Source organism: Brachybacterium equifaecis (assembly GCF_023509525.1).
Classification (GTDB): Bacteria; Actinomycetota; Actinomycetes; order Actinomycetales; family Dermabacteraceae; genus Brachybacterium; species Brachybacterium equifaecis.
Genome location: NZ_JAKNCJ010000006.1, coordinates 68,929 through 90,796, shown reverse-complemented (window position 1 = coordinate 90,796; position 21,868 = coordinate 68,929). Strand labels below are relative to the sequence as shown.

The following is a 21,868-nucleotide window of genomic DNA, read 5'->3' as shown; positions in this document are numbered from 1 at the left end:
GTCTGACAGGCGTGCGCGCGCTGCTCCATGGACGCAGGGCTGGGCATTCCCATCGCACCGCCGACTTTGGTCGCGGGCGCTGCGCGGAGCGCCGCCCTAGGGTGGAGAGGTGGATACCGATGCCTTCATCGCCGTGCACCAGAGCGACTGGGAGCGGCTGCGCGCGCTCTCGCGCACCCGCGCGCTCGACGGCGAGCAGATCGACGAGCTGATCGCGCTCTACCAGCGCACGGCCACGCACCTGTCCACGATCCGCTCCACCTCGCCGGATCCCGTGCTGACCGCACGGCTGTCGGTGCTGCTGAACCGGGCGCGGCTGCGGATCACGGGTGCGCGCACGCCTCTGTGGGGCCAGGTGCGCCGCTTCTGGTGGGAGGACCTCCCCGCCGCCCTGTACCAGGCGCGCTGGGCAATGGCCCTGTGCGCAGGCCTGTTCCTGCTCACGGCGCTCGTCGCCGGCGTGTGGTTCTGGGCGGACCCGGCAGCGCGGGCGGCGATCCTCAGCGAAGGTCAGCAGCGCCAGCTTGCGCAGCGGGACTTCGTGGACTACTACTTCCAGGGCGAGGCGTCCGGATTCGCCGCCGGCGTGTGGACGAACAACGCCTGGATCGCCGTGCAGTCGGTCGTCCTCGGCGTCACCGGCGTCTGGCCCGTGTGGATGGTGCTGCAGAACGGGCTGAACGTGGGGCTGTCGGCCGGAGTGCTCGCGGCGCACGACGCCCTGGGCACGTTCTTCGTCTTCATCCTGCCGCACGGTCTCCTGGAGCTGACGGCGATCTTCGTGGGCGCGGGCGCCGGGCTGCGCCTCTTCTGGGCCTGGCTGCGCCCGGGGCCCCTGCCGCGCACGTGGGCCCTGGCACGGGCCGCGCGCACCATGATCACCGTCGCGATCGGGCTGGTCGGCGTGCTGTTCGTCTCCGGGCTGCTGGAGGCCTTCGTGACGCCCAGCGCGCTGCCGCCCGCCGTGCGCATCGGCATCGGGCTGATCGCCTGGCTCGCGTTCCTCGCCTTCATGCTGGTGCGAGGGCGCCGCGCGCACCGCAGCGGGATCACGGGCGATCTCGAGGAGGAGCTGGTCGGCGACGCCGTCGCGGTCGCCGCCTGATCAGAGCCGGCCGGCGGCCTTCAGCGCGAGGTACTGATCTGCGAGCAGCTGCGGCAGCGAGCCGGGCTCCGCATCGACGACCACGGCTCCGCTGCGCTCGAGCGCCCGTGCCGCTCCCGCGCGCTCCATCCGGTCCTGCTCGGCCGACGCCGCCCGGTACACCGCAGTGATGTCGCCGCGCTCCCCGGCGAGGGTCTCGAGCGCGGGGTCGCTCACGGAGGCGACGATCAGCGGGTGGTCGGCCGCCACGCGCGCCGCGATGGGCAGCAGCCCCTGCTGCACGGCCGCAGGCTCGATGGGCGTCAGCAGCACCACGAGCGCCCCGCGGCGGGCGCGCCGCCGGATCTGCGCGGCGACCATCTCCCAGTCGGTCTCCACGAGAGCGGGCTCGACGGGCGCCGTCGCCGCGACGACGTCGTGCAGCACCGTGCGCGCCGAGGCGCCGGAGACCGAGACGTGGGGGATCCGGTCGGCGCACAGCACGTCGACCCGGTCTCCGGCCTGGGCGCACAGCGCCGTCAGCAGCAGGGCCGCGTCCATCTCCGCGTCGAGGCGGGGGGCGTCTCCCACTCGCGAAGCGGAGGTGCGGGAGGTGTCCACCACGATGAGCACGTGCCGGTCGCGCTCCGGCCGCCAGGTGCGCACCACGACGCTGCGACGCCGAGCGGTGGCCCGCCAGTCGATCGAGCGCACGTCGTCGCCGTCCACGAAGTCGCGCAGGGAGTCGAACTCGGTGCCGGCGCCGCGTTGGTGCACGGCGGCGAGACCCTCGATCTCCCGCAGCCGCCGCACGCGCGAGGGGAGGTGACGGCGGGAGGCGAAGGCGTGAAGGGCGAGGAAAGTGCCGGGCACGGGCAGGGAGGAGGCGCGTCGCGTGAGCCCGAGCGGCCCCCGCACCGCGCACACGAGGGCCCGGCTGGAGTGCACCCCGCGTCGCCAGGGAGTGAAGTCCTGGTCGACGGCGCGGCGCTCCTGGGCCGGAAGGCGCAGCTGCGCCCGCTGGGCGGTGAGGCCCGCGCTCGGATTCCACGCATCGCGCACCTCGATCCGCAGTGCGCGGCCGGTGGTGTTCGTCAGCAGCAGCCGGCCTGTCGCGCTCGTCCCGAGACGCGTCTGCCCGGGAGCGCGCCGCGTGATCCGCACGCGGCGCGGAGCGGGGGTGAGCAGCACATCGAGGGCGAGCACGAGCAGCCAGGCCGCGCCGCACAGCGCCACGGTGAGTCCGCTGGGCAGCAACACGATCGGCAGCAGCGCCAGCAGGCCCACCAGGGCCCCGCGCACGGTCAGGGACAGGCGCATCAGCGCGGGACCGGGACGCCCGCGAGCGTCGCGGCGAGCACCGAGGAGACGGCGGAGCCCTCGAGCTCGGCCTCGGTGGTCAGCCGCACCCGGTGCGAGAGGGTCGCCGGGGCCATCGTCTTGACGTCGTCGGGAGTGACGAAGTCGCGGCCCGTGAGGTAGGCCCAGGCGCGGGCGGTGCGCAGCAGCGCGATCGCTCCGCGCGGAGAGACGCCGAGGGCGAGGCTCGGGGAGCGCCGGGTCGCGCGGCACACGTCCACGATGTAGGCGAGCACCGGCTCCTCGGCGCGCACGCGCAGCACCTCGGCCTGCGCCGCGTGGAGGGCCTCGGCATCGGCCACGGTGCGCAGTCCCGCGGCGGCGAGGTCCCGCGTGTCGAAGCCGTCCGCGTGACGGCGCAGCACATCGACCTCGTCGTCCCGCTCCGGCAGGGGCAGCACCGCCTTCAGCAGGAAGCGGTCCAGCTGCGCCTCGGGCAGCGCGTAGGTGCCGTCGAACTCGATCGGGTTCTGGGTGGCGATGACCATGAACGGATCGGGGAGCGCGCGCGGGCGGCCGTCCACCGTCACCTGGCGCTCCTCCATGGCTTCGAGGAGCGCCGACTGGGTCTTCGGGGGCGTGCGGTTGATCTCGTCGGCCAGCAGGAGGTTCGTGAAGACGGGGCCCTCGCGGAAGACGAGGTCGGAGGTGGAGTTGTCGTAGATCAGCGATCCGGTGACGTCTCCCGGCATCATGTCGGGGGTGAACTGGACGCGCCGCATCTCGAGGTCGAGAGAGGCGGCGAGGGAGCGCACCAGGAGGGTCTTCGCCACTCCCGGCACGCCCTCGAGCAGCACGTGCCCGCGGCACAGCATGCCCACGACCAGGCTCGTGACCGCCGCGTCCTGGCCGACCACCGCCTTGTGGATCTCCGCGGCGACGGCCTGCAGGCGATCGCGGGCGCCCGCGGCGACGGGGGAGGAGGAGCCGTCGGCGAGGGGCGCGGGCAGAGGGGCGGCGTCGGGGCCGTAGGGCTGATCGCTCATCGGTCGATCTCCTTCTCGAGGTGGGTGAGGTCGCTGGCGAGCCGCATGAGCGCGGCGTCGCTCGTGATCGGGGTGGGGCCCAGCAGCGCACGCAGCTGGGCGTCGGTGGCATCGGTGTGCCCGCGCAGAGCGGCGATCAGCGCGTCCAGCGATTCCTCGCGGCGCACGCCCAGTCGCCCCGCGAGGCGCACGGCGGTCGCGGCGCGCAGCGAGCGCGCGGCGCGGTCCCGGGCGCTGCTGCGCTGGAACAGCGCAGCCCGGCCGAGCGTCAGCTCGCGGGCGCGCACCCGCACCGGGAGCGGCTCGACGACCACCGGTCCGAGTCGGTGCGAGAGCGCGAGCAGGAGGGCCGCGGAGACCAGGACGATCCACAGTCCGATCGGCAGCAGCCAGGAGGGAAGGCGCTCCAGCAGACCCGGGCGCACCTCGGCCATGGGGTCGGAGGCCGAGGGCAGGTACCAGGTCACCGGGGCGGACCGGTCGATGCCGAGAGCGTTGAGCGCGACGGCCGCGTTGTCGCGCTCGCCGACGGTCTCGTTGGCCAGCAGCGTCGCACTGCCGAGGACGGTGATGCGGTCGCCCTGGACCACGACGCCGTCGAAGCAGACGCCGCTGCCGCTCTCGGTGCGATACCGGGTCGCGGCAGGCGCGAGGGAGTCGACCGGACCGGCGGTGATCATGCGCGCGCGCAGGGACGCCGCCCCGCAGCTCCCGTCGGCGCTGAGCTCGGTGGAGTCCGGAAGGATTCCCGCGGGCGCGATGCCCGGGGCGAGCGCGCGCAGCGCGAAGAAGTCGGGCCGCACGAGGACGAGGCGGCCGGTGCCGGCGGCGTGGGCCTGGTGGAGGCTCCCGAGCTGGGCGGAGCCGAGGGCGGAGGGATCGGTGACCAGGACCGTCCGCCCTTCCTCGAGGGCGCCCGCGGCGTCGAGGGTCGAGCGCCGGACCTGGACGTCGCTCCCCGCATCCTGCAGGACCTCCACCACCGCTCTCGAACCGGTGGGGGTGGGGGAGGAGGGCTCGAAGGGACCCTCGCGGTAGGCGCCGCGCATCACGCCGATCCCGACTGCGGCCGCGACGGCCAGCACCAGCAGCGCGACGAGCAGGCGACTGCGGCGTGCGCGCGAGGCGGCAGGATCCTGCGGCCGCTGCGCGATCGGCCTCGCGAGGGTCGTCGCGCCGCTCATGCGTCCGCCAGCTGCGGAGTCGCATCCGAGAGGTACTCCGCCAGGCGCACCAGGTCCTCGGCCTGCTTGGGCGAGACGGTGTGCCGCGAGTACGCGGCGGCGTCGAAGGTCTCCGCCGCGCGCAGGAGCCGGGCGCGCAGATCCGGGAAGGGGCGCGCGGCGGACTGCGCGGCCTCGTGGGCGGTCATGCCCTCGCTGACGTCGAGCAGAGTGCGCTCTTCGAGGTCGCGCACGAGCGCGCGCATCCCGAGCACGGCGGCGTCGTTCCAGCGGCGGGCGTCGACCGCGGCGCGGGCGCGATCGCGAAGCTCCGCTCCGGAGAGCACCGGGTCGGCCGTGAGCGAGGAGGCGACCCGCACCGCACGGTCGCGACGGATCAGCCCGGTGCGCCGCAGCACGAGCACGGCGACCAGCAGGACGACCGCGCCGAGCGCGACGAGCACGGCGATCAGCGTGCCGGAGCCGCCGCTGTCCACGCGCAGGACGGAGGCGATCCAGGACTCGATCTGTCCGAGCAGCCAGGCCAGGAAACCCTCTGAGCGTCGGTACTCGCGGCGGGACAGCTCCTCCAGCACCCGGCGGCGCGCCTCATCGGGATCCATCGCTCAGCCCGCCGCGACGGGCATCGGGGAGGCGGGCATCGCGGCCGTCCGCGCACGCTCCTCCTCCTGGCGCAGCACGATGTCCCAGGACTCCTGGCGCATGCGCAGATCCGCGTACAGGGCCGTCAGACCCCCTCCCCAGAACGGAGCGGTGAGGATGGTCGCGATGCAGGTGCCGAGCATGGTGATCGCGGTGAGCAGCAGCATCCCCGCCACCATCCCCTCCATGTTCGTGCCGACGAGGATGGCCATGTATCCCATGAAGCCGACCATGCCGAAGACGCTGCTGACAGCCTGCTGCGCCAGGGAGAAGAGCAGCATGAGCAGCAGGAGGATGCCGAGCGGCCGCCACACCCGATTGCCGGCCGTCAGCGCGAAGGAGCGGCGCAGGCCGGCGATCACGCCGATGTCCTCGGTGACGATCGCGGGAGTGGCGAACGCAGTGCGCACCCACAGGTAGAGCATCCCCAGGAGCCCGAGCCCGACCATCACCAGCAGGGCTGCGATGCCCCAGCCGATGCGCTCGCCCTCCAGCAGCAGGACGAACAGGCCGACGCCGGCACCCGTCAGCAGCACGAACGGCACGGACGTGACAATGCTGGTCAGGAGCCCGCTGAGGACCGCGCGCACCCCGAAGGTGCGCATCGCTGCGCGCAGCTCCGCATCGCTCACCGGATTGCCGACGGCCTCGACCACGGCCACCCGCGCCAGCAGCACGAGGACGAGCTGCATCGCGACCATCGTGACGAGTCCTGTGACCAGGCTGCCGCCGATGGTCGTGAGCATCTCGCCGACGGAGCCGAGTTCGAGAGTCTCGGAGGTCTCGGGGCTCTCGAGCGTGCTCTGCATCGAGACCAGGGTGGGGGCGAGGCTCGCGCCGGTGGCGAGCGTGACGATCGCGAAGCTGATGGCGAAGACGATCGCGGAGACGCCCAGCACCAGTCGGGGGCGGCGGCGGTAGATCGCGACCGCTGCGCCGAGGATCTCCCCGAGGCCGAGGGGGCGCAGGGGGAACAGACCGGTGGGCGCGGTCAGCTCGCGCGCGAGCCCGCCGCCGGCGGGTGCGGGACGCTCCCCGGAGGCCGGAGGTGCGGCCTCCGCGGCGGGGACCCCCCACTGCTCCGCTGCCGGGACGCCCTGGGGCGCGGGCCCGGAGGACTGGGAGAAGTCCGGCAGGGCCCCGCCCGTGAGCTGCCCGTCGGCCCTGCGCTCGCGGGCCCCGCCGCTCTCGCTGCCCGGTGCCGTCCATCCGCTGTCGCTGCTCATCTGCGCCCTCGTCTCTGCTGGATCCGTGCCGGTCGTGATCGGGGACCTGCCGTCCCGCCTCCACGCTACGCGTCGCCGCGTCCGGGCAGATCCGACGATCGTCGATGACGCGCTCCGCCTTCGGCACCCCCGCGGGCCCCCGTGCGCGGTCGCGATGGCAGACTAGAAGCATGACGACAGCCCGCATCCTGGTGGTCGATGACGACCAGGCGATCGCCGAGATGGTGAGCATCGTGCTGCGCGGCAAGGGGTTCGGCGTGGTGACCACCGCGGACGGCGCCTCCGCGCTCGATGCCTTCGACCGCCTCCACCCCGACCTCGTCCTGCTGGACCTCATGCTCCCGGGCATGGACGGCATCGAGGTGTGCCGCCGCCTGCGCCGCAGCTCCGGGGTGCCCATCATCATGCTCACCGCCCGCTCGGACACGGCCGACGTGGTCGAAGGGCTCGAGGCGGGAGCGGACGACTACCTCACCAAGCCCTTCGAGCCCGACGAGCTCGTGGCGCGGATCAAGGCCCGGGTGCGGCGCAGCGAGGCGCCCACCACGGAGCGCCTGAGCATCGGGGACCTCAGCATCGACGTGGACGGCCACGAAGTGCGCCGCGGCGAGGAGATCATCGCGCTGACCCCCCTCGAGTTCGAGCTCCTCGTGCAGCTCGCGCGCAAGCCCTGGCAGGTCTTCACCCGCGAGGCGCTGCTGCGCGAGGTCTGGGGATACCGGCACAACGCCGACACCCGACTGGTGAACGTCCACGTGCAGCGCCTGCGCTCCAAGGTGGAGCTGGATCCGGACAATCCTGCCGTCGTCGTGACCGTGCGCGGAGTCGGCTACCGGGCAGGCGGAGCAGGCTGAGCCGCCGCCTGGGCGCCGACCCCCGGCAGTGGCCCCTCGCCGCCCGGGTCGTCCTGCTCACCACCGCGCTGTCGACGCTCGCCGTGCTGGCCGTCGGCGCCTACCTCACGTCGGTGATCTCCGACGGGCTGTACGAGCAGCGGCGCGACCAGGCGCTCGAGGAGTCGGCGTCCGCGCGCGGCGACCTCGTCGCCGCACTCGGACCTGTCTCTGGTGCGACCAGCACCCAGACCCAGGACGCGGCAGCAGCGTTCGTCCAGTCCCTGCGCACCGCGGAGGGCTCCAGCCGCCGCGACGCCGCCGTCGTCCCCGTCGATGCGAGCGCGCCGATCTCCGCCGTCGCCTCGGACCGCGCCGTGCTGGATCTGGTCGATGCGGACTTCACGGCGGCGCTCGCCGAGGATCCCGACACCCTGGTGTGGCGCAGCGTGAGCCGCGAGGACGACTCCGGTCGCGCGCAGCCGCAGCTCCTGGTGGGCACGCGCGTCGTGCTCCCCGGCTCGGGGAGCTTCGACCTGCTCATGCTCTACTCCCTGCGCCAGGAGCAGCAGACGCTCACCCTCGTGCAGCGCGCGATGGCGGGCGGGGCGCTCGTGCTGCTGGGGCTGGTCGTCGGCATCGCCATCGGCGTGGCGAGGCTGGTCACCGTCCCCCTGCAGCGCGCCGCGAGCGCCGCGGAGCGCATCGCCGACGGGGACCTGTCCAGTCGGATGGAGGTCTCGGGGCGCGACGAGCTGGCGAAGGTGGGGCGCTCCTTCAACGCGATGGCCGAGAACCTCGAGCAGAAGGTCCTGGACCTCACCGAGCTCTCGCGGGTCCAGCAGCGCTTCGTCTCGGACGTCTCCCACGAGCTGCGCACGCCGCTGACGACGATCCGCATGGCCACGTCCGTGCTTGACGAGCACAGCTCAGGTTTCGAGCCGGACCTGCGGCGCACCACCGAGCTGCTGTCCACGCAGGTGCGGCGCTTCGACACCCTGCTGGCCGATCTCCTGGAGATCTCGCGGTTCGATGCGGGCGCCGCGACTCTCGAGGCGCGCAGCGCGGACCTGTCCTCGCTGGTCGAGCGCGCGGCGGAGAACGTGCGGCCCCTCGCCCTCAGCCGCGGCACCCAGCTCGAGCTCCTGGGGCGGACCGGGGAGTGCGAGGCGGTCATGGACCCGCGCCGCATCGACCGGGTGCTGCGGAACCTTCTGGTCAACGCGATCGAGCACGGGGCCGGCGGTCCGGTGCGCGTGCGCACGGCGGCGAACGAGGAGGCGGTCGCCGTGACGGTGCAGGATTTCGGCACCGGCATCGACCCGGAGGACGCCGCGCGCGTCTTCGACCGCTTCTGGCGCGCGGATCCCTCGCGGGCGCGCACCCTCGGAGGGACAGGGCTCGGGCTCGCGATCTCGGTGGAGGACGCCCATCTGCACGGGGGATGGCTGCAGGCCTGGGGTCGCAGGGGCGAGGGGGCCGTCTTCCGCCTCACGCTCCCGCGCCGGCCGGGGGCACCGATCTCGCGCTCCCCCCTCCCGCTCGAGCAGTCCTTCTCCGAGGCGCCCCTCGAGGGCGCCGAGCCCCCTGCCGTCACCGGATCCATCCCCGCGGTGCGTCCCGATTCCCTCCCGCAGATCGGAGGCGACGATGCCCAGCCGTGAGCAGCGCACCTTCGACCCTGTTCCGCTCGCCGGGCGGGCAGCCGCCTCCCGCCGCGCAGTGCTGCGGGTCGCGGGGGCGGGAGGGGCGGCTCTCGCCGTCTCTGCCTGCGCCCGGATCCCCCTGACCGGGCCGCTCGGCCGCGAGGCGCTGCCCGGGGATGTGCGCCCCGACGTCCCCTACGTGCAGCCCCGCCCGCCCGCCGAGGGCGCGGGCCCGGAGGAGACCGTGCTGGGATTCGCGCTCGCCGGCGTCGGACCCGCCGACGACTACGGCGTCGCCCGCCAGTACCTCACTCCCGAGGCCCGGCTGTCCTGGGACCCCGGGGCAGGAGTGACCCTCTACTCAGCCGATGCGGAGATCGAGGCGACGCCGCTGGACGAGAGCACCGTGCGCCTGCGGCTGCAGTCGATCGGGAGCGTGGACGCCCACGGAGTGCGCGTGCGCCAGAGCACCCCCGCGGCGCAGGAGCTGGAGGTCGGCGTGGAGCAGACTGCGCAGGGCTGGCGCGTCTCAGAGCCCCCGCCCGGCATCTTCCTGTCCGACTCGGCGTTCGCGCTCCTGTTCAGCGCCGCCCGCGTGTACTTCCTGGATCCTCGCCGCCTCCACCTCGTCCCCGACCTGCGCTGGTTCTCCGCGCACCGCGCCGCCGCCGTGGCTCTGGCCGCTCTGGGGGCGGGACCGGCGCCTCTGCTCGCTCCCGCGGTGGTGAGCGAGGTCCCCGCGGGCATCGCGGCGGATCCCCTCGCCGCCGACGTCCTCACGCGCGCCGACGGAGGGCTCGAGCTCGAGCTCCCCGACGCGGTGGCCGCGCTGCCGGGCCCCGCGCAGTCGCTCGCGATCGCCCAGATCCAGGCGACTCTGCGCTCGATGCCGGCGCTCAGCGAGCTGCGCGTGGTCCGCGGCGGCGAGCCGCTGCAGGTCGACGGGGCCACGGGCCCGGGCCGCGCGCTGCCCGGCCACCGCCCCATCGCGGCCGGTCCCACCGGGGTCATCTCGCTGGTCGGCGCGTCGGGGGCAGGAGAGCCGCTGCAGCTCGTGCCCGACCTCCAGTCGGAGCGCGTGCTCGCTCCCGTCATCAGCCAGAGCTCGCCCCTGGCCGCCGCCCTGCGCGAGGACGGCGGGGCGGTGATCATCGCCTCCACCGACGGCTCCGTCCCTCGCAGGGACGCGGCCGTCGGCCCCGCGCTCATCGCCCCGCGGATCGATGATGCGGGATACGTGTGGACCTCGAGCCCGGCCAGCGCGGGCGCGATGGTGGCGCTCTCGCAGCGCAGCAGCGACGCCGATGCCCGCATCGACGCCGCGTGGCTGAGCGATCGCACGATCCTCGCCCTCGACGTCTCCCCGGATGCGACCCGCGTGCTCGTCCTCTCCCGCGATCCCAACGGTGCGCGACTGGACCTGTGCGCCGCTGTCCGGGACGAGACGGGCGTGCCGCGCGCGCTCACGGAGCCCGTGCCGATCAGCACCGGGCTGCGGGATCTGCGGCTCGGCGGCTGGTTCGACGAGACCGCCGTGATCGTCCTGGGCACCGACGCGGTGAGCGGCGGGAGCCGGGCGCTCGTGGTGGACCTGCAGGGCGAGGGCGAGCGCCTGCCGGCCCCGCCCGCCGGGACGGACTGGATCGCAGGGACGGCGGTCTCCGATGCCGTCTGGTCGAGCACGCAGGACGAGCGCCTCTACCGCGTGGAGGGCGCCGACTGGGCCGAGGTGGACCTGCCGGCGCGCCAGCCCTCGTTCTACTGACGGGGGCGGGGGCCGAGGGCGGGGGCCGATGAGAAGCGGGGGCCGACGAGGGATGGAGCGCCCGCTCGGCGCCTGTCTCGGCGTCTGTCTCGGCGCCTGCCTCGGGGCGTGCGCGCGGGGGGGGGGGGGGGGGGGCCTGCCCGTGGGGACGAATCCTCCTCTTCAGCGAGTCATCCCCACGGGAGCGGTGCCGGGAGCGGGGAGCAGGCAGTCCGTGGTGCGGTCAGGCCATGGCCCGCGCTCCCGCACCTCCCATGCCGCACGGATCTCCGTCACCCGGATCTGCGGCCCGGCCCCGCTCCCGCGCGAGCGCGCTGTCCCTCATGCGTCATATCGCCTCGGAGACCAGCGGGCTGATCGTGCCCCGCGAATGCCCGTGCGGGAGGGAGGGCGCCTTCCTGTGCACGCGCTGCGCGGGCCTGCTGCGCGTCCCCCCGGTGCGCGTGGACGCGGTGTGCGATGCCCTGCAGATCGTGCACCGCAGCCGGCTGCGGGAGACGCCCGAAGGGCCGGCGGGAGTGGACCACCGTGCGCTGCTGCCGGTGCTTGCGCTCGGCGAGTACAGCGGAGATCTGCAGCGTCTCGTGCTCGGGTGGAAGAACGGAGGCCTCGCCCATCTCGCCCGGCCCATGGCGCAGGGCCTCGCTCCGGCGGTCGCGATGCTCTGCTCGGGCGCGCAGGCCCCGGTGCTGGTGCCCGTGCCGTCGCGACTCGAGGCGCAGCTGCGCCGCGGGGAGCACCACACCGGCGAGCTCGCCCGTGCCCTCGCCCGCTGCACCTCCGCCCGTTCGAGCACCGTGGGTCTGCGCCTCGGGCACGGGCAGCGGGGCCACGGTGCGCGCGAGCGCCGGGGACGCAGCGCCGTCCTCACCGGGACTGTGCCGGGCGGAGGCCCGCTGATCCTGGTGGACGACGTCGTCACCACCGGCTCCACGCTGCGCGCCGTGGTGCAGGCGCTGAGGGCCGGCGGCGCGGAGGTGCGCGGGGCCGTCGTGGTCGCCTCGGCCCGGCTGCCCGCTCCCGCCGCGGTTCCAGGAAGCTCCAGGTGAGCGTGGCATGCTGTACGTCACATTCCGCAGCAGCGGTCCCGTCGCGGCAGAGGGGAGATCGTCGAAGACCAGCCAGAGCGGCCGGGCTGAGAGACGGCCGCACCCGTGCACATGAGGAGGACCCCATGGAGATCAATGTCGTCGGGCGTCATATGGACGTCCCCGAGCGCTTCCGCCGTCATCTGGAGGAGAAGCTCGAGAAGATCAGCCAGCTCGCGCCGCAGGCGCAGCGCGTGGATGTCGAGCTGTCCGAGGAGAGCAATCCTCGCCAGTCGGACTCGGCCGCGCGCGTCGAGCTCACGGTGCACGATGACGGCGCCGTGATCCGCTCGGAAGCGCGGGCCGACGATCTTTACGGCGCGCTCGACGTCGCGCACGGGAAGCTGCTGGAGCGACTGCGCCGCGCGCGGGATCGCCGGAAGGACCGCGGCCGCGGTCGCAGCCGCAGCCACCAGGACATCCCCAGCGTGCGCACCATGGCGCCGCTCGGGGAGGGGATCGAGGCCGGTTCGGTGCCGGGGGCCTCCGCGCCGTCGGACCAGGGGCCTGCGGAGCCGGGGCTCTCCGATCCCGAGCAGACGGATCCGCTCGGCGGGGCTGATCGCGCCGCAGGGGAGGCGTCGGAGGAGGGCGGCGACGAGGCAGGCGATGCCTTCGCCGACAGCCCCGTGGTGATCCGCGAGAAGAAGCACCGCGCGCAGCCGATGAGCATCGACGATGCGCTCTACCGGATGGAGCAGGTCGGCCACGACTTCTTCCTGTTCGTGGACGAGGCCACCGGCAACCCGAAGGTGGTCTACAGGCGCAAGGGGTGGAACTACGGTGTGATCGAGCTGGAGCAGGCCGCCGGCGGAACCGCCTGAGCACAGCACCTGCAGGATTCGGCCGCCCGCAGCCCTGCGGCTCAGGGCTGCGGGCGGCTCTTCGCCTCTTCGCCGCGCGCACGCCGTCCCTGGCGGCGCGCCGCGGCTGAGCCGGGATCCCGCTCCGCAGCGGTGCCGCGATCGGGTGCCCCGTCGGCCCGCGCCCCAGCACGGACCGGGTGCGGCGGCGTGCAGGCGGCGGCACGTACGATGGGGCGGCGCCTCTGCTTCGCGGCAGGGGCCCAGTCCACGGGCACGCTGCCAGCGGCCCGCCGCACGGATGCCCGCCCCCGGGGCGAGCGCAAGGGCTCGGGCCGGTGTGCACCGGCCCGCCACCTAGGAGCACGAGTGGTCAACCTCTTCGACAGGATCCTGCGCGCCGGTGAAGGACGCGAGGTGCGCCGGCTCGCCGATATCGCCGAGCGCGTGGAGGCGGCCGAGGGCGCATTCAGCGACCTCAGCGATGCCGAGCTGCGCGAGGAGACCGTGCGCTTCCGCGAGCGCCTGGCCGACGGCGAGACGCTGGACGACATCCAGGTCGAGGCCTTCGCGGCGGTGCGCGAGGCAGCGCGCCGCACTCTGGGCCAGTTCCCGTACCCCGTGCAGCTCATGGGCGGCGCCGCGCTGCACCGCGGCAAGATCGCCGAGATGAAGACCGGCGAGGGCAAGACCCTCGTCGCCACCCTCCCCGCCTACCTCAACGCCCTGGCGGGCGAGGGCGTGCACGTGGTGACGGTCAACGACTACCTGGCCTCCTACCAGAGCGATCTCATGGGCCGCGTGTTCCGCGCCCTGGGCCTCACCACCGGCTGCATCGTGGCCGGCCAGACCCCCGCCGAGCGCCGCGAGCAGTACGCGGCCGACATCACCTACGGCACGAACAACGAGTTCGGCTTCGACTACCTGCGCGACAACATGGCGCAGTCCATCGACGAGCGGGTCCAGCGCGGGCACTTCTTCGCGATCGTCGACGAGGTCGACTCGATCCTGATCGATGAGGCGCGCACGCCGCTGATCATCTCCGGTCCCGCCTCGGGGGATGCGAACAAGTGGTACGGCGAGTTCGCCAAGGTCGTCACGCTCCTGCGCAGGGACCGCGACTACGAGGTCGACGAGAAGAAGCGCACCGTCGGCGTGCTCGAGAGCGGCATCGACGCTGTCGAGGACCACCTCGGCATCGAGAACCTCTACGAGTCCCTGAACACGCCCCTGATCGGTTTCCTGAACAACGCCATCAAGGCCAAGGAGCTGTTCAAGAAGGACAAGGACTACGTCGTCCTCAACGGCGAGGTGATGATCGTCGACGAGCACACGGGCCGCATCCTCGCGGGCCGGCGCTACAACGAGGGCATGCACCAGGCCATCGAGGCGAAGGAGGGCGTCAAGGTCAAGGCGGAGAACCAGACGCTCGCCACGATCACCCTGCAGAACTACTTCAAGCTGTACTCGAAGCTCTCGGGCATGACCGGCACCGCCGAGACCGAGGCCGCTGAGTTCATGAACACCTACAAGCTCGGCGTCATCCCCATCCCCACCAACAAGGAGATGAAGCGGACCGACCAGGTCGACCAGGTCTACCGCACCGAGAAGGCGAAGTTCGCGGCGGTGGTGGAGGACATCGTCTCGCGCCACAACTCCGGCCAGCCCGTGCTCGTGGGCACGACGAGCGTCGAGAAGTCCGAGTACCTCTCGACCCTGCTCGCGGCGCAGGGGGTCCCGCACGAGGTGCTGAACGCGAAGAACCACGAGCACGAGGCCGCGATCGTGGCGATGGCCGGTGCGAAGGGCGCGGTCACCGTGGCGACCAACATGGCCGGGCGCGGCACCGACATCATGCTCGGCGGCAACGTCGAGTTCATGGCGCACGCGGATCTCGCCGCGCGCGGCCTGGATGCCGAGGAGAGCCCGCAGGAGTACGAGGCGGCATGGGACGAGGCCATCGAGTCGGCGAAGGCGAGGGTCGCTGCCCAGCACGAGGAGGTCACCGAGCTCGGCGGGCTCTACGTGCTGGGAACGGAGCGCCACGAGTCGCGCCGCATCGACAACCAGCTGCGCGGCCGCTCGGGCCGACAGGGGGATCCGGGCGAGTCCCGCTTCTACCTGTCCCTCCAGGACGACCTGATGCGCCTGTTCAACTCGGGGGCTGCCGCCTCGCTCCTCGCACGCGGCGGCGTGGACGAGAGCGTCCCGCTCACGGGACGGATGGTCTCCTCCGCGATCCAGCGCGCCCAGGGATCGATCGAGTCGCGCAACGCGGAGATCCGCAAGAACGTCCTGAAGTACGACGACGTCCTGACCAAGCAGCGCCAGAAGATCTACGAGGAGCGCGGGCGGATCCTCGAGGGCGAGGACCTGCGCCCCCACGTGGAGCGCTACATCGATGAGGTCATCGGCGGGGCGGTCGATCAGACCACTCGCGGCGTCACGCCCGAGGACTACGACCTCGAGGAGCTGTGGGGGCGGCTGCGCCCGAGCTACCCGGTCTCCATCACCGCCGAGGAGCTGATCGCCGAGGTCGGCGGCAAGGAGAACCTCGACGCGCGCACCCTGCGCACCGAGATCCTCTCCGATGCGCACCTGGCCTACGAGGCGCGACGCGAGGAGCTCGGCGACGCAGGGATCGACGAGCTGCAGCGCCGGGTGCTGCTCTCGGTGATGGATCGCCGCTGGCGCGAGCACCTCTACGAGATGGACTACCTCAAGGAGGGCATCGGCCTGCGGGCGATGGCGCAGCGCGATCCGCTGATCGAGTACGAGCGCGAGGGCCACCTCATGTTCCAGGACATGGTCGAGGGCATCAAGGAGGACGCCGTCGGCTACATCTTCAATCTCGAGGTCGCGGTGCAGCCCGCCCCGATCGTGCCCCAGGCGGTCTCCGATCTGCTGAAGAGCGCGAAGACCGTCGGCCCGGCCGAGGGCGGCGGCCTCGTGGTCGCCGATGCGGACGGTGCAGAGGCCGGGTCGGAGCCCTCGGACACCCCAGAGGCCAGCGCGCCCGCGCCGGTGCGCCTGGAGGGCAAGGGCCTGCAGGAGGGGCCGAGCAGGAGCGACCTGCGCTATTCCTCGGCCGAGGGGGCGCAGTCGCAGGATCCGGCGACCCTTTCGCGCGCCCAGCGCCGTCAGCGCGAGCGCCAGGAGCGGAAGGCCGGGGGAGAGAGCCCTCGCAGCGGATCGGGCCGCGGCCCCCGCAGCGGGAGCTGACTCCTCCGAACTTCGGGACACTCGAAGGGGTGGCCGCGCGACCGCGCGGCCACCCCTTCAGCGCTGTGAGCTGCGCCGGAAGAGACGAGACCGCACTCTCTCGTCTCGCATGACGCAGCTCGCCGAAGCCGGCGAGCCCTGCGAAGTGCCGCTCAGCCGATCTCGAGCACAGTGATCCGCCAGCCCGTGTGCCGCAGTTCCCAGCGCATCGCGATGAACCGGGCGCGGTCGGGCTCCCGCACGACGGCGCTGGCCTCCACCACCTTGGGATTCACCACGCAGGTGCGCACGCCGGTGATGGCAAGCCGCACCCGCGGGGGCCGCCCGCTGATCCCGCGGATGCGGCGGGTCAGGTTCGCACGGCGGGCCAGGCTCGCGGTGACCTCGGGGATCGCGAGCCGGGAGAGGGCGGTGACGGGCCGTGCGTCGCGCACGATCTCGACCGCATACCGGGCGACGCTCTCGACGAGACGCGCGGCGACCAGCGGGTCCGTGGGGTCCCCTCCGGCGGACTGCGGCTGCGTGGGGACGCGATGGTCGGTGGCGGTCATGGGGTCTCCTCGGGAGCAGTGATGGAAGCGGGGATGGTGAGGATCTGGCCGGGCTCGATCTGATCGGGGTCCGCCCCGATCACGGCGCGGTTCGTCTCGTACAGATCGGGCCAGAGCGCGGCGATGGCCGCGGGAGAGTCGACTCCCGGGCCGAGCAGGTCATCGGTGATGCTCCAGAGGCTCTCGCCCTCTGTGACCGTGACCGTGCCCATGCGGCCGGCAGACGGGCCCGCGGGGCCCTGGCGGGACGGCCTCGCTCCGGAGGGAGCGGCGGGAGGCGTCGCGCTCGGCTGCTCGCTCCACCCCAGCGAGGGAAGCGGGCGGGCAGTGCCCCCGGCGGCTGCATCGGACGTCGGCGGCGCGGGGGTCTCCTGCGCAGTGATCGGCTGTCCAGGGACAGTCGGTTCAGCCGCAGTCGGCGTCGCGGAGGAGGGCTCAGTGGTCGGCGGAGCAGTCGGCCCGGCGGGCCGAGGAGTCTCAGGCGAACCGGCAGGCGGGCGCGGCGAGGCGAGGTCCGGGTCGCGATCGCCGGCGGAGGGAAGCAGAGCCGGGAGCGCCGCCGCATGGGTCGACGCACCGCGGGAGGACGCGATCGCGGCGCTGCGCCCTGACGCGCGCTCGTTCCCGGGGGTCTGCGCGGCCGAGGTGTCGACGGGAGGCGGGAGGACATCGGGGAGACGATGAGCCGGCGCGCCGCCCCCGATGGGCGTGGCGCCCGTCGTGCCCGTGATGCCCGAGAGGGCCGCGGTCGCCGAGATCGGCGCCGCTGCCGCAGCCGGTGCCCCGATCGCAGGGCTCGCCGCGGCGGGTGCGGCGGCCGAAGCCGGTCCCATCAGCAGCCCTGCCGAGACCGTCGTCAGCGCGAGTGTCGCTCCCACGCGCGAGGCCAGCCGCGGAGCGAGTGCTCGCAGCGTGATCAGCAGGAGCCTGCCACCCGAACGAGAGGGGCCGATGCACAGCACTGCGGCGGCGAGGGCCCAGATCGCGCAGAGATACGCGCACAGCGCGGCCGCGATCACGGCCACCGCGGCCAGTGCCATGGCCGTGAGAGCGGAGGTGCCCCAGGCGTCGGAGCCGGGCCACAGTCGGCCTGCGCCGAGCGCGAGCGCGGCAGCGGCGAGCCCTGCGGCCGATGCTCCGATGAGATGGAGCAGAGCGAGCATCGCTGCGCTGGGACTCTGCACCTGGTTGCTGCAGGCACGCTCGTCCGCTTCCGGAGCGACGGGCGCAGGGAGGCCCGGCTCTGCGCTCCTCAGCTGCGTGGTGTGCATTTCTCCCCCTTGGGCTCTGCGCTGCTCCAGGTGCTCCTGGCTGCTTCCATCTCAGTCCATCGATGGATGCGGTTGATGCAGTTTGATGTCGATAGAGGCAATCTAGACCGTGTTGACGCGATCGGCAAGAGGTTCAGCGATCCGCCGAGCGCCTACAGTGGCCGCCATGGACATCGAGGGCATGTTCGAGGACCTTGAAGGGCGCATGCGCCATGCCGAGGACGAGGAGCGGCGGGCGGTCACCGAGGAGCTCACCAGGGCGGAGCGCGCGCAGATCACGATCGCCGACCGACTGCGCGCGAGCGCGGGCGCGCCCCTGGCCCTGCGTCTGCGCGCAGGGCATCGTGCCGCCGGCACCGTGGAGGAAGTGGGCGGCCAGTGGGTCCGGCTCGCACGAGGGCGCGGGAGCCTCAGGATCTGGGTGCCGCTCGCAGGCATCGAGATGATCGAGGGGCTCCCTCAGCGCGCTCGTCCGGCCCCCGCGTCCCGGCTCTCACCGGCGAGCCTGCAGCACGAGCTGCGGGCGCTCAGCCGGGATCGTGCGCTCGTGCGCATCGAGACGGCCTCGGCCCAGGCGATCGGGACGATCGCCGGCGTGGGGGAGGACATGCTGGATCTGCGCTCCGTGCCCACCGGTGAAGCGAGCGGGGCGCGCGAGGGCGCAGTGATGGCGATCGCCCTCGAGGCAATCGTGATGGTCGCCGCGGAGGCGGGCGGCTGAGTCCGCCCGAGGGGCTGCGCCCGTGATGTCTGGCAGACGCGCGCCCGCAGGCGGGTCACCCCGTGGGCTTCTGCGGGCTGAGGGATCCTGCGCCCCCGGGGGAGCGTGCTCTCAGCGGCGAGTGCGTGCCGCCTGCGCGCTCTCGGCCTGCTCCAGCTCCTGCTCCTGGGCGAGGAAGGTCTCCGTCGCCGCGTAGGAGCGCTCGATGTAGGCCTCCAGCTCGCTGACCTCGACGCGCCACTGGCCGCGCCCGCCCACCTTGATCGCGCGCAGGTCGCCCGAGCGCACCAGGGCGTACGCCTGGGAGGCTGAGATCGAGAGCTGCTCAGCGACATCGGCGAGCGGGATGAAGCGGGGTGCCATGGGTCTCCTCGTGGACGGGTCGCAGCCATTGTTCCACTGCGCGCGCTCGCCGAGGACCGCCGAGCGGAGCATGTGGAGAACTCCTTCCGGCTCGTGTGAACGCACGTTTCCACAGAATCGCGCATGCGCCTCCGCCGGAGCGCCCCGTCCCGTACGCTCTGCCGGGAAGGCCCGTTCCGTCCCATCGCCCGGAGGAGTCACATGAGCGCACCACCAGCACTGATGAGGCTGCGCCGGCCCCGATGGAAGGATCCGCGCCTGATCGTCGGCATCGTCCTGGTGCTGATCAGCGTGCTGCTGGGGGCGCTCCTCGCCGCGCGCATCTCCGCCACGACCACCGTGCTCGTCGCGCGGAGCGACATCGTGGTGGGGGATCCGATCAGCGCCGATTCGTTCAGCGCGACCGAGGTGCGACTGGGCGATCAGGAGCGGCTCTACGCCTCGAGCCCCCAGCAGATCCCCGAGGGCTCGACCGCGATGCAGAGCGTGCGCGCCGGCGAGCTCCTTCCGGTCTCCGCGATCGGCCAGGGCGGCGGAGCGGACCTGCGCCCCGTGGTCATCCCTGTCGACCGCGCGGTCGCGGACTCCGTCACCACGGGCAGCGCCGTCGAGCTGTGGCGCACCGAGGAGGGCGACGGCGAGACCGGGGCCGCGGCCGAGCTCCTCGTCGAAGGGGCCATCGTGCGCTCCGTCGAGGAGGGCAGCTCGCTGGGGATGCGCTCCCAGAGCGTCGAGGTCCTGGTGCCCTCCGCCAGCCTTCCCGCCGTGCTCGAGGCGATCGCGCAGGAGGACAGGCTGGATGTGATCGGTGTGCCCGGCGCCGCCGGGGTGAGCCCGTGATCGATCTGGTCCTGTGCGCGAGCGGCGCCGATGAGGTGCGCATCGCCCACGACGTCGCGCGCGATCCGCACAGGCGCGCACGGATCGTGCGGCGTTGCGCGGATCTCCCGGAGACCCTCGCGGTCGCGGCGGCCGGCATCGGCGACGTGGTGCTCATCGATATCGGGGTGCGCGGCATGGACCGCGAAGCCGCTGCCGAGCTGGCGCGCACGGGCACGGCTGTCGTCGGCCTGCGCCCTCCGGATGCCGAGCCCGCAGCCTCGGCCGCCGCGATGGGGATCTCCGCGATCATCGACTCCGCCTCACCGCTCCAGGAGCTGCTCGAGGCCTGCGAGAGCGCCCTCGCCCCGGGCGCGGAGGGCGACAGTACCGCGTGGCTGGAGAACCCGCTCGAGCCCACTGAGCAGCGCGGGACCCTCGTGGCCCTCTGGGGTCCGACGGGCTCGCCCGGCCGCTCCACGCTCGCGGTCAACCTCGCGGCGGAGGTCGCAGCCCTGGGCTCCGAGAGCATCCTCGTGGATGCCGACACCTACGGTCCGTCGCTCACCCAGGTGCTCGGCGTGCTCGACGAGGCGCCCGGCCTGGTCGCCGCGAGCCGCGCCGCCTCACGGGGCACGCTCGATGCGGCGACCATCCAGAGCCTGCTGCCCCTTGTCCGCGAGCGCCTGCGGCTGCTCAGCGGGATCGGGGTCGCGAGCCGATGGGCCGAGGTGCGCTCCGCATCGCTCGATCTGGTCTGGAGCAGGCTGCTCGAGCGCGACGCGGTGCTCTTCGCGGACGTCGCCGCCCCCCTCGAGGAGGACGAGGAGCTCAGCTACGACACGGCCGCGCCGCAGCGCAATGCGGCGGCGCTGAGCGCTGTGCGCCGTGCCGATCTCCTCCTCGCCGTGGTCGCTGCGGATCCCGTCAGCATCACCAGACTGGTGCGGGAGCGGGAGCGGATCGAGGAGCTCCGCACCGGTGAGCTGCAGGTGGTCGTCAACAGGCTCGGTGCTCCGGTCCCGGAGGCGAGGGTGCGGGAGCTGATCCTCTCGCACCTGCCGGCCTCGGCCGTGCACGTGCTGCCCGACGACCCGGCGACCTGCCGCCGCAGCGCATGGGACGGGACGCTCCTGCTCGAATCCGCCCCGCGCTCGCCGCTGCGCACAGCGATCCGCGCGCTCGCCGCGCAAATCAGCGCCGCGCACCGTGACAGGATTGCGCCATGAGGATCTTCGCCCCTGCTGCCCCTTCAGACGAGGCCCCGCTGCGCGCGGGAGCGGCCCGGATCGACCTGGAGGCGGGACGGCTCGCATGGGGCGTGAGCGCGCAGACCCTCGCGGAGAACCCGGGAGCGGACCTTGAGGACCTCGAGTACGAGGCGATCCAGGATGCCGCCTACGCCGCCTTCCAGGAGGAGGGCGCCTCCGACCGTCGAATCATCATCCTCGCGGGCGACGTCCCGGATTCCGCCGTCGAGGAGCGCTCTGCTGAGGGCGGGGCCTTCGGACTGCGCCTGCGCGAAGGGGCGCAGATGCTGCTGGCGAGCGCGCACGTGAGCGAGCTCGTGGGTGCGGACGCCGCGGCGGACGACACCGATCCTGCGCTGCTCTGGTTCGACCGCAGCGAGGGAGCCTCGGCGCTGGCCTTCGCCGAGGGCGAGGACGCAGCCGGAAGCTGAACGGAGTTCCGGTCGGAACCGGCCCACCGGCTGCGGCAGGCCCGAGGGCCGACCCCAGCCCCGGCCGCGTGCTGGAGCGGGCTCAGTCGGCTGTGCGCGCAGCGTACGTCGCGGCGGAGCGCTCCTCGGCCCGCAGGATCTTCGAGACATAGGGGAGAGCCGCCTTCTCGAGCCGACCGCCCACCAGGGGGACCTTGGCCACGAGATCGCCGGCGATGCGCACCAGCGTGCCGCCCTCGCCCTCGGGCATCATCTCGAGCTGCGCGCTCATGCTCGCGGGTGCGCCCTCGACCTGGATGTCCATGGTCCCGGTGCGCCGTCCGCCGTCCTGGGGAGCCGACCAGCTCTGCGTCTCGCGCACGGTGACCGTCTCTCCCACGAACCGGCGGGCGATATCGGGCACGCCGGCGGTGGGCAGGGACAGTCGCGTGGTCGCGGTGAATGCTCCGGCGGGATCGCCGGTGATGTCGCTGCTCGAGTCCGCGGCGTGAAGAGTCTCGGCGCGCACGGCGGCGTAGGCGGGGTCGGCGTACATGGCCGCGACCGCATCGGGGCGGAGGGGCAGGTGCAGGGTCTCATCCAGGCGCATGCCGCCCATGATGCCACTGCCCGCCTATCCTGGGG

The 21,868-nt window shown here is 73.2% G+C and carries 20 protein-coding genes; 11 read left to right on the top strand and 9 right to left on the bottom strand.

The window, feature by feature from the left end; all coding sequences use genetic code 11:
* The first annotated feature begins 109 nt into the window (after positions 1-109).
* Complete coding sequence (locus Bequi_RS11245) at positions 110-1,105, top strand: stage II sporulation protein M (protein WP_249738028.1); 996 nt, start codon at positions 110-112, stop codon at positions 1,103-1,105.
* Here the strand turns inward: Bequi_RS11245 and Bequi_RS11240 are convergent, their stop codons facing one another.
* Genes Bequi_RS11240 through Bequi_RS11220 form a run of 5 tightly spaced genes read right to left on the bottom strand, consistent with a single transcriptional unit; the run spans position 1,106 to position 6,481 of the window.
* Positions 1,106-2,404, bottom strand: coding sequence for a DUF58 domain-containing protein (locus tag Bequi_RS11240; RefSeq protein ID WP_249738027.1), 1,299 nt, complete (start codon positions 2,402-2,404; stop codon positions 1,106-1,108).
* Positions 2,404-3,429 carry an AAA family ATPase gene (locus Bequi_RS11235; protein WP_249738026.1) on the bottom strand — a complete coding sequence of 342 codons (1,026 nt, stop codon included), beginning with the start codon at positions 3,427-3,429 and terminating at the stop codon, positions 2,404-2,406. Before Bequi_RS11235 ends, Bequi_RS11240 begins: the two co-directional genes overlap by 1 nt.
* Entirely contained in the window at positions 3,426-4,613 is a 1,188-nt protein-coding gene (locus Bequi_RS11230) for a DUF4350 domain-containing protein (RefSeq protein WP_249738025.1), read from the bottom strand. Before Bequi_RS11230 ends, Bequi_RS11235 begins: the two co-directional genes overlap by 4 nt.
* Positions 4,610-5,215, bottom strand: coding sequence for a DUF4129 domain-containing protein (locus Bequi_RS11225; RefSeq protein ID WP_249738024.1), 606 nt, complete (start codon positions 5,213-5,215; stop codon positions 4,610-4,612). Before Bequi_RS11225 ends, Bequi_RS11230 begins: the two co-directional genes overlap by 4 nt.
* A gap of 3 nt (positions 5,216-5,218) precedes the next feature.
* A complete protein-coding gene (locus Bequi_RS11220; RefSeq protein ID WP_249738023.1) occupies positions 5,219-6,481 on the bottom strand; it encodes a DUF7847 domain-containing protein in 1,263 nt (420 codons plus the stop codon).
* A gap of 170 nt (positions 6,482-6,651) precedes the next feature.
* Here Bequi_RS11220 and mtrA point away from each other — a divergent pair, with 170 nt between their 5' ends.
* The 6 genes from mtrA to secA all read left to right on the top strand — a co-directional run bounded on the left by mtrA (position 6,652) and on the right by secA (position 15,838).
* Positions 6,652-7,335, top strand: a complete 684-nt coding sequence (mtrA, locus tag Bequi_RS11215) for an MtrAB system response regulator MtrA (RefSeq protein WP_249738022.1) — start codon at positions 6,652-6,654, stop codon at positions 7,333-7,335.
* Positions 7,332-8,978: an MtrAB system histidine kinase MtrB gene (gene mtrB / locus Bequi_RS11210; protein WP_347272002.1), complete on the top strand. Its 1,647-nt coding sequence runs from the start codon at positions 7,332-7,334 to the stop codon at positions 8,976-8,978. Before mtrA ends, mtrB begins: the two co-directional genes overlap by 4 nt.
* On the top strand, positions 8,965-10,725 hold the full coding sequence (locus Bequi_RS11205; protein ID WP_249738020.1) for an LpqB family beta-propeller domain-containing protein: 1,761 nt from the start codon (positions 8,965-8,967) through the stop codon (positions 10,723-10,725). The genes mtrB and Bequi_RS11205 overlap by 14 nt, the downstream gene beginning before the upstream one ends.
* A 323-nt stretch (positions 10,726-11,048) precedes the next feature.
* On the top strand, positions 11,049-11,774 hold the full coding sequence (locus tag Bequi_RS11200) for a ComF family protein (RefSeq protein ID WP_249738019.1): 726 nt from the start codon (positions 11,049-11,051) through the stop codon (positions 11,772-11,774).
* Positions 11,775-11,899: 125 nt separating this feature from the next.
* A complete protein-coding gene (gene hpf / locus Bequi_RS11195; protein WP_249738018.1) occupies positions 11,900-12,637 on the top strand; it encodes a ribosome hibernation-promoting factor, HPF/YfiA family in 738 nt (245 codons plus the stop codon).
* 348 nt (positions 12,638-12,985) lie between these two features.
* Positions 12,986-15,838: a preprotein translocase subunit SecA gene (secA, locus tag Bequi_RS11190; protein WP_249738017.1), complete on the top strand. Its 2,853-nt coding sequence runs from the start codon at positions 12,986-12,988 to the stop codon at positions 15,836-15,838.
* A 152-nt stretch (positions 15,839-15,990) separates the two neighbouring features.
* Here secA and Bequi_RS11185 read toward each other — a convergent pair whose 3' ends face one another.
* Together Bequi_RS11185 and Bequi_RS11180 are read right to left on the bottom strand one after the other, a co-directional pair.
* A complete protein-coding gene (locus Bequi_RS11185) occupies positions 15,991-16,389 on the bottom strand; it encodes an Rv3235 family protein (protein WP_249738016.1) in 399 nt (132 codons plus the stop codon).
* A complete protein-coding gene (locus tag Bequi_RS11180; protein ID WP_249738015.1) occupies positions 16,386-17,660 on the bottom strand; it encodes a LysM peptidoglycan-binding domain-containing protein in 1,275 nt (424 codons plus the stop codon). Before Bequi_RS11180 ends, Bequi_RS11185 begins: the two co-directional genes overlap by 4 nt.
* 166 nt (positions 17,661-17,826) lie before the next feature.
* Between Bequi_RS11180 and Bequi_RS11175 the strand changes: the two genes are divergently transcribed.
* Positions 17,827-18,381, top strand: coding sequence for a hypothetical protein (locus Bequi_RS11175; protein WP_249738014.1), 555 nt, complete (start codon positions 17,827-17,829; stop codon positions 18,379-18,381).
* A 111-nt stretch (positions 18,382-18,492) separates the two neighbouring features.
* Here the strand turns inward: Bequi_RS11175 and Bequi_RS11170 are convergent, their stop codons facing one another.
* A complete protein-coding gene (locus Bequi_RS11170; RefSeq protein ID WP_249738013.1) occupies positions 18,493-18,744 on the bottom strand; it encodes a helix-turn-helix transcriptional regulator in 252 nt (83 codons plus the stop codon).
* Positions 18,745-18,945: 201 nt separating this feature from the next.
* Here Bequi_RS11170 and Bequi_RS11165 point away from each other — a divergent pair, with 201 nt between their 5' ends.
* Genes Bequi_RS11165 through Bequi_RS11155 form a run of 3 tightly spaced genes read left to right on the top strand, consistent with a single transcriptional unit; the run spans position 18,946 to position 21,244 of the window.
* Positions 18,946-19,584: an SAF domain-containing protein gene (locus tag Bequi_RS11165; protein ID WP_249738012.1), complete on the top strand. Its 639-nt coding sequence runs from the start codon at positions 18,946-18,948 to the stop codon at positions 19,582-19,584.
* Positions 19,581-20,792 (top strand): CpaE/TadZ family protein, encoded by a 1,212-nt coding sequence (locus Bequi_RS11160; RefSeq protein WP_249738011.1) that lies wholly within the window; start codon positions 19,581-19,583, stop codon positions 20,790-20,792. Before Bequi_RS11165 ends, Bequi_RS11160 begins: the two co-directional genes overlap by 4 nt.
* The gene (locus tag Bequi_RS11155) at positions 20,789-21,244 is read left to right on the top strand and encodes a DUF6912 family protein (RefSeq protein ID WP_249738010.1); all 456 of its coding nucleotides are present in this window, start codon (positions 20,789-20,791) and stop codon (positions 21,242-21,244) included. The genes Bequi_RS11160 and Bequi_RS11155 overlap by 4 nt, the downstream gene beginning before the upstream one ends.
* Before the next feature lie 82 nt (positions 21,245-21,326).
* Here the strand turns inward: Bequi_RS11155 and Bequi_RS11150 are convergent, their stop codons facing one another.
* A complete protein-coding gene (locus tag Bequi_RS11150; RefSeq protein ID WP_249738009.1) occupies positions 21,327-21,833 on the bottom strand; it encodes a DUF2505 domain-containing protein in 507 nt (168 codons plus the stop codon).
* Positions 21,834-21,868 lie beyond the last annotated feature (35 nt).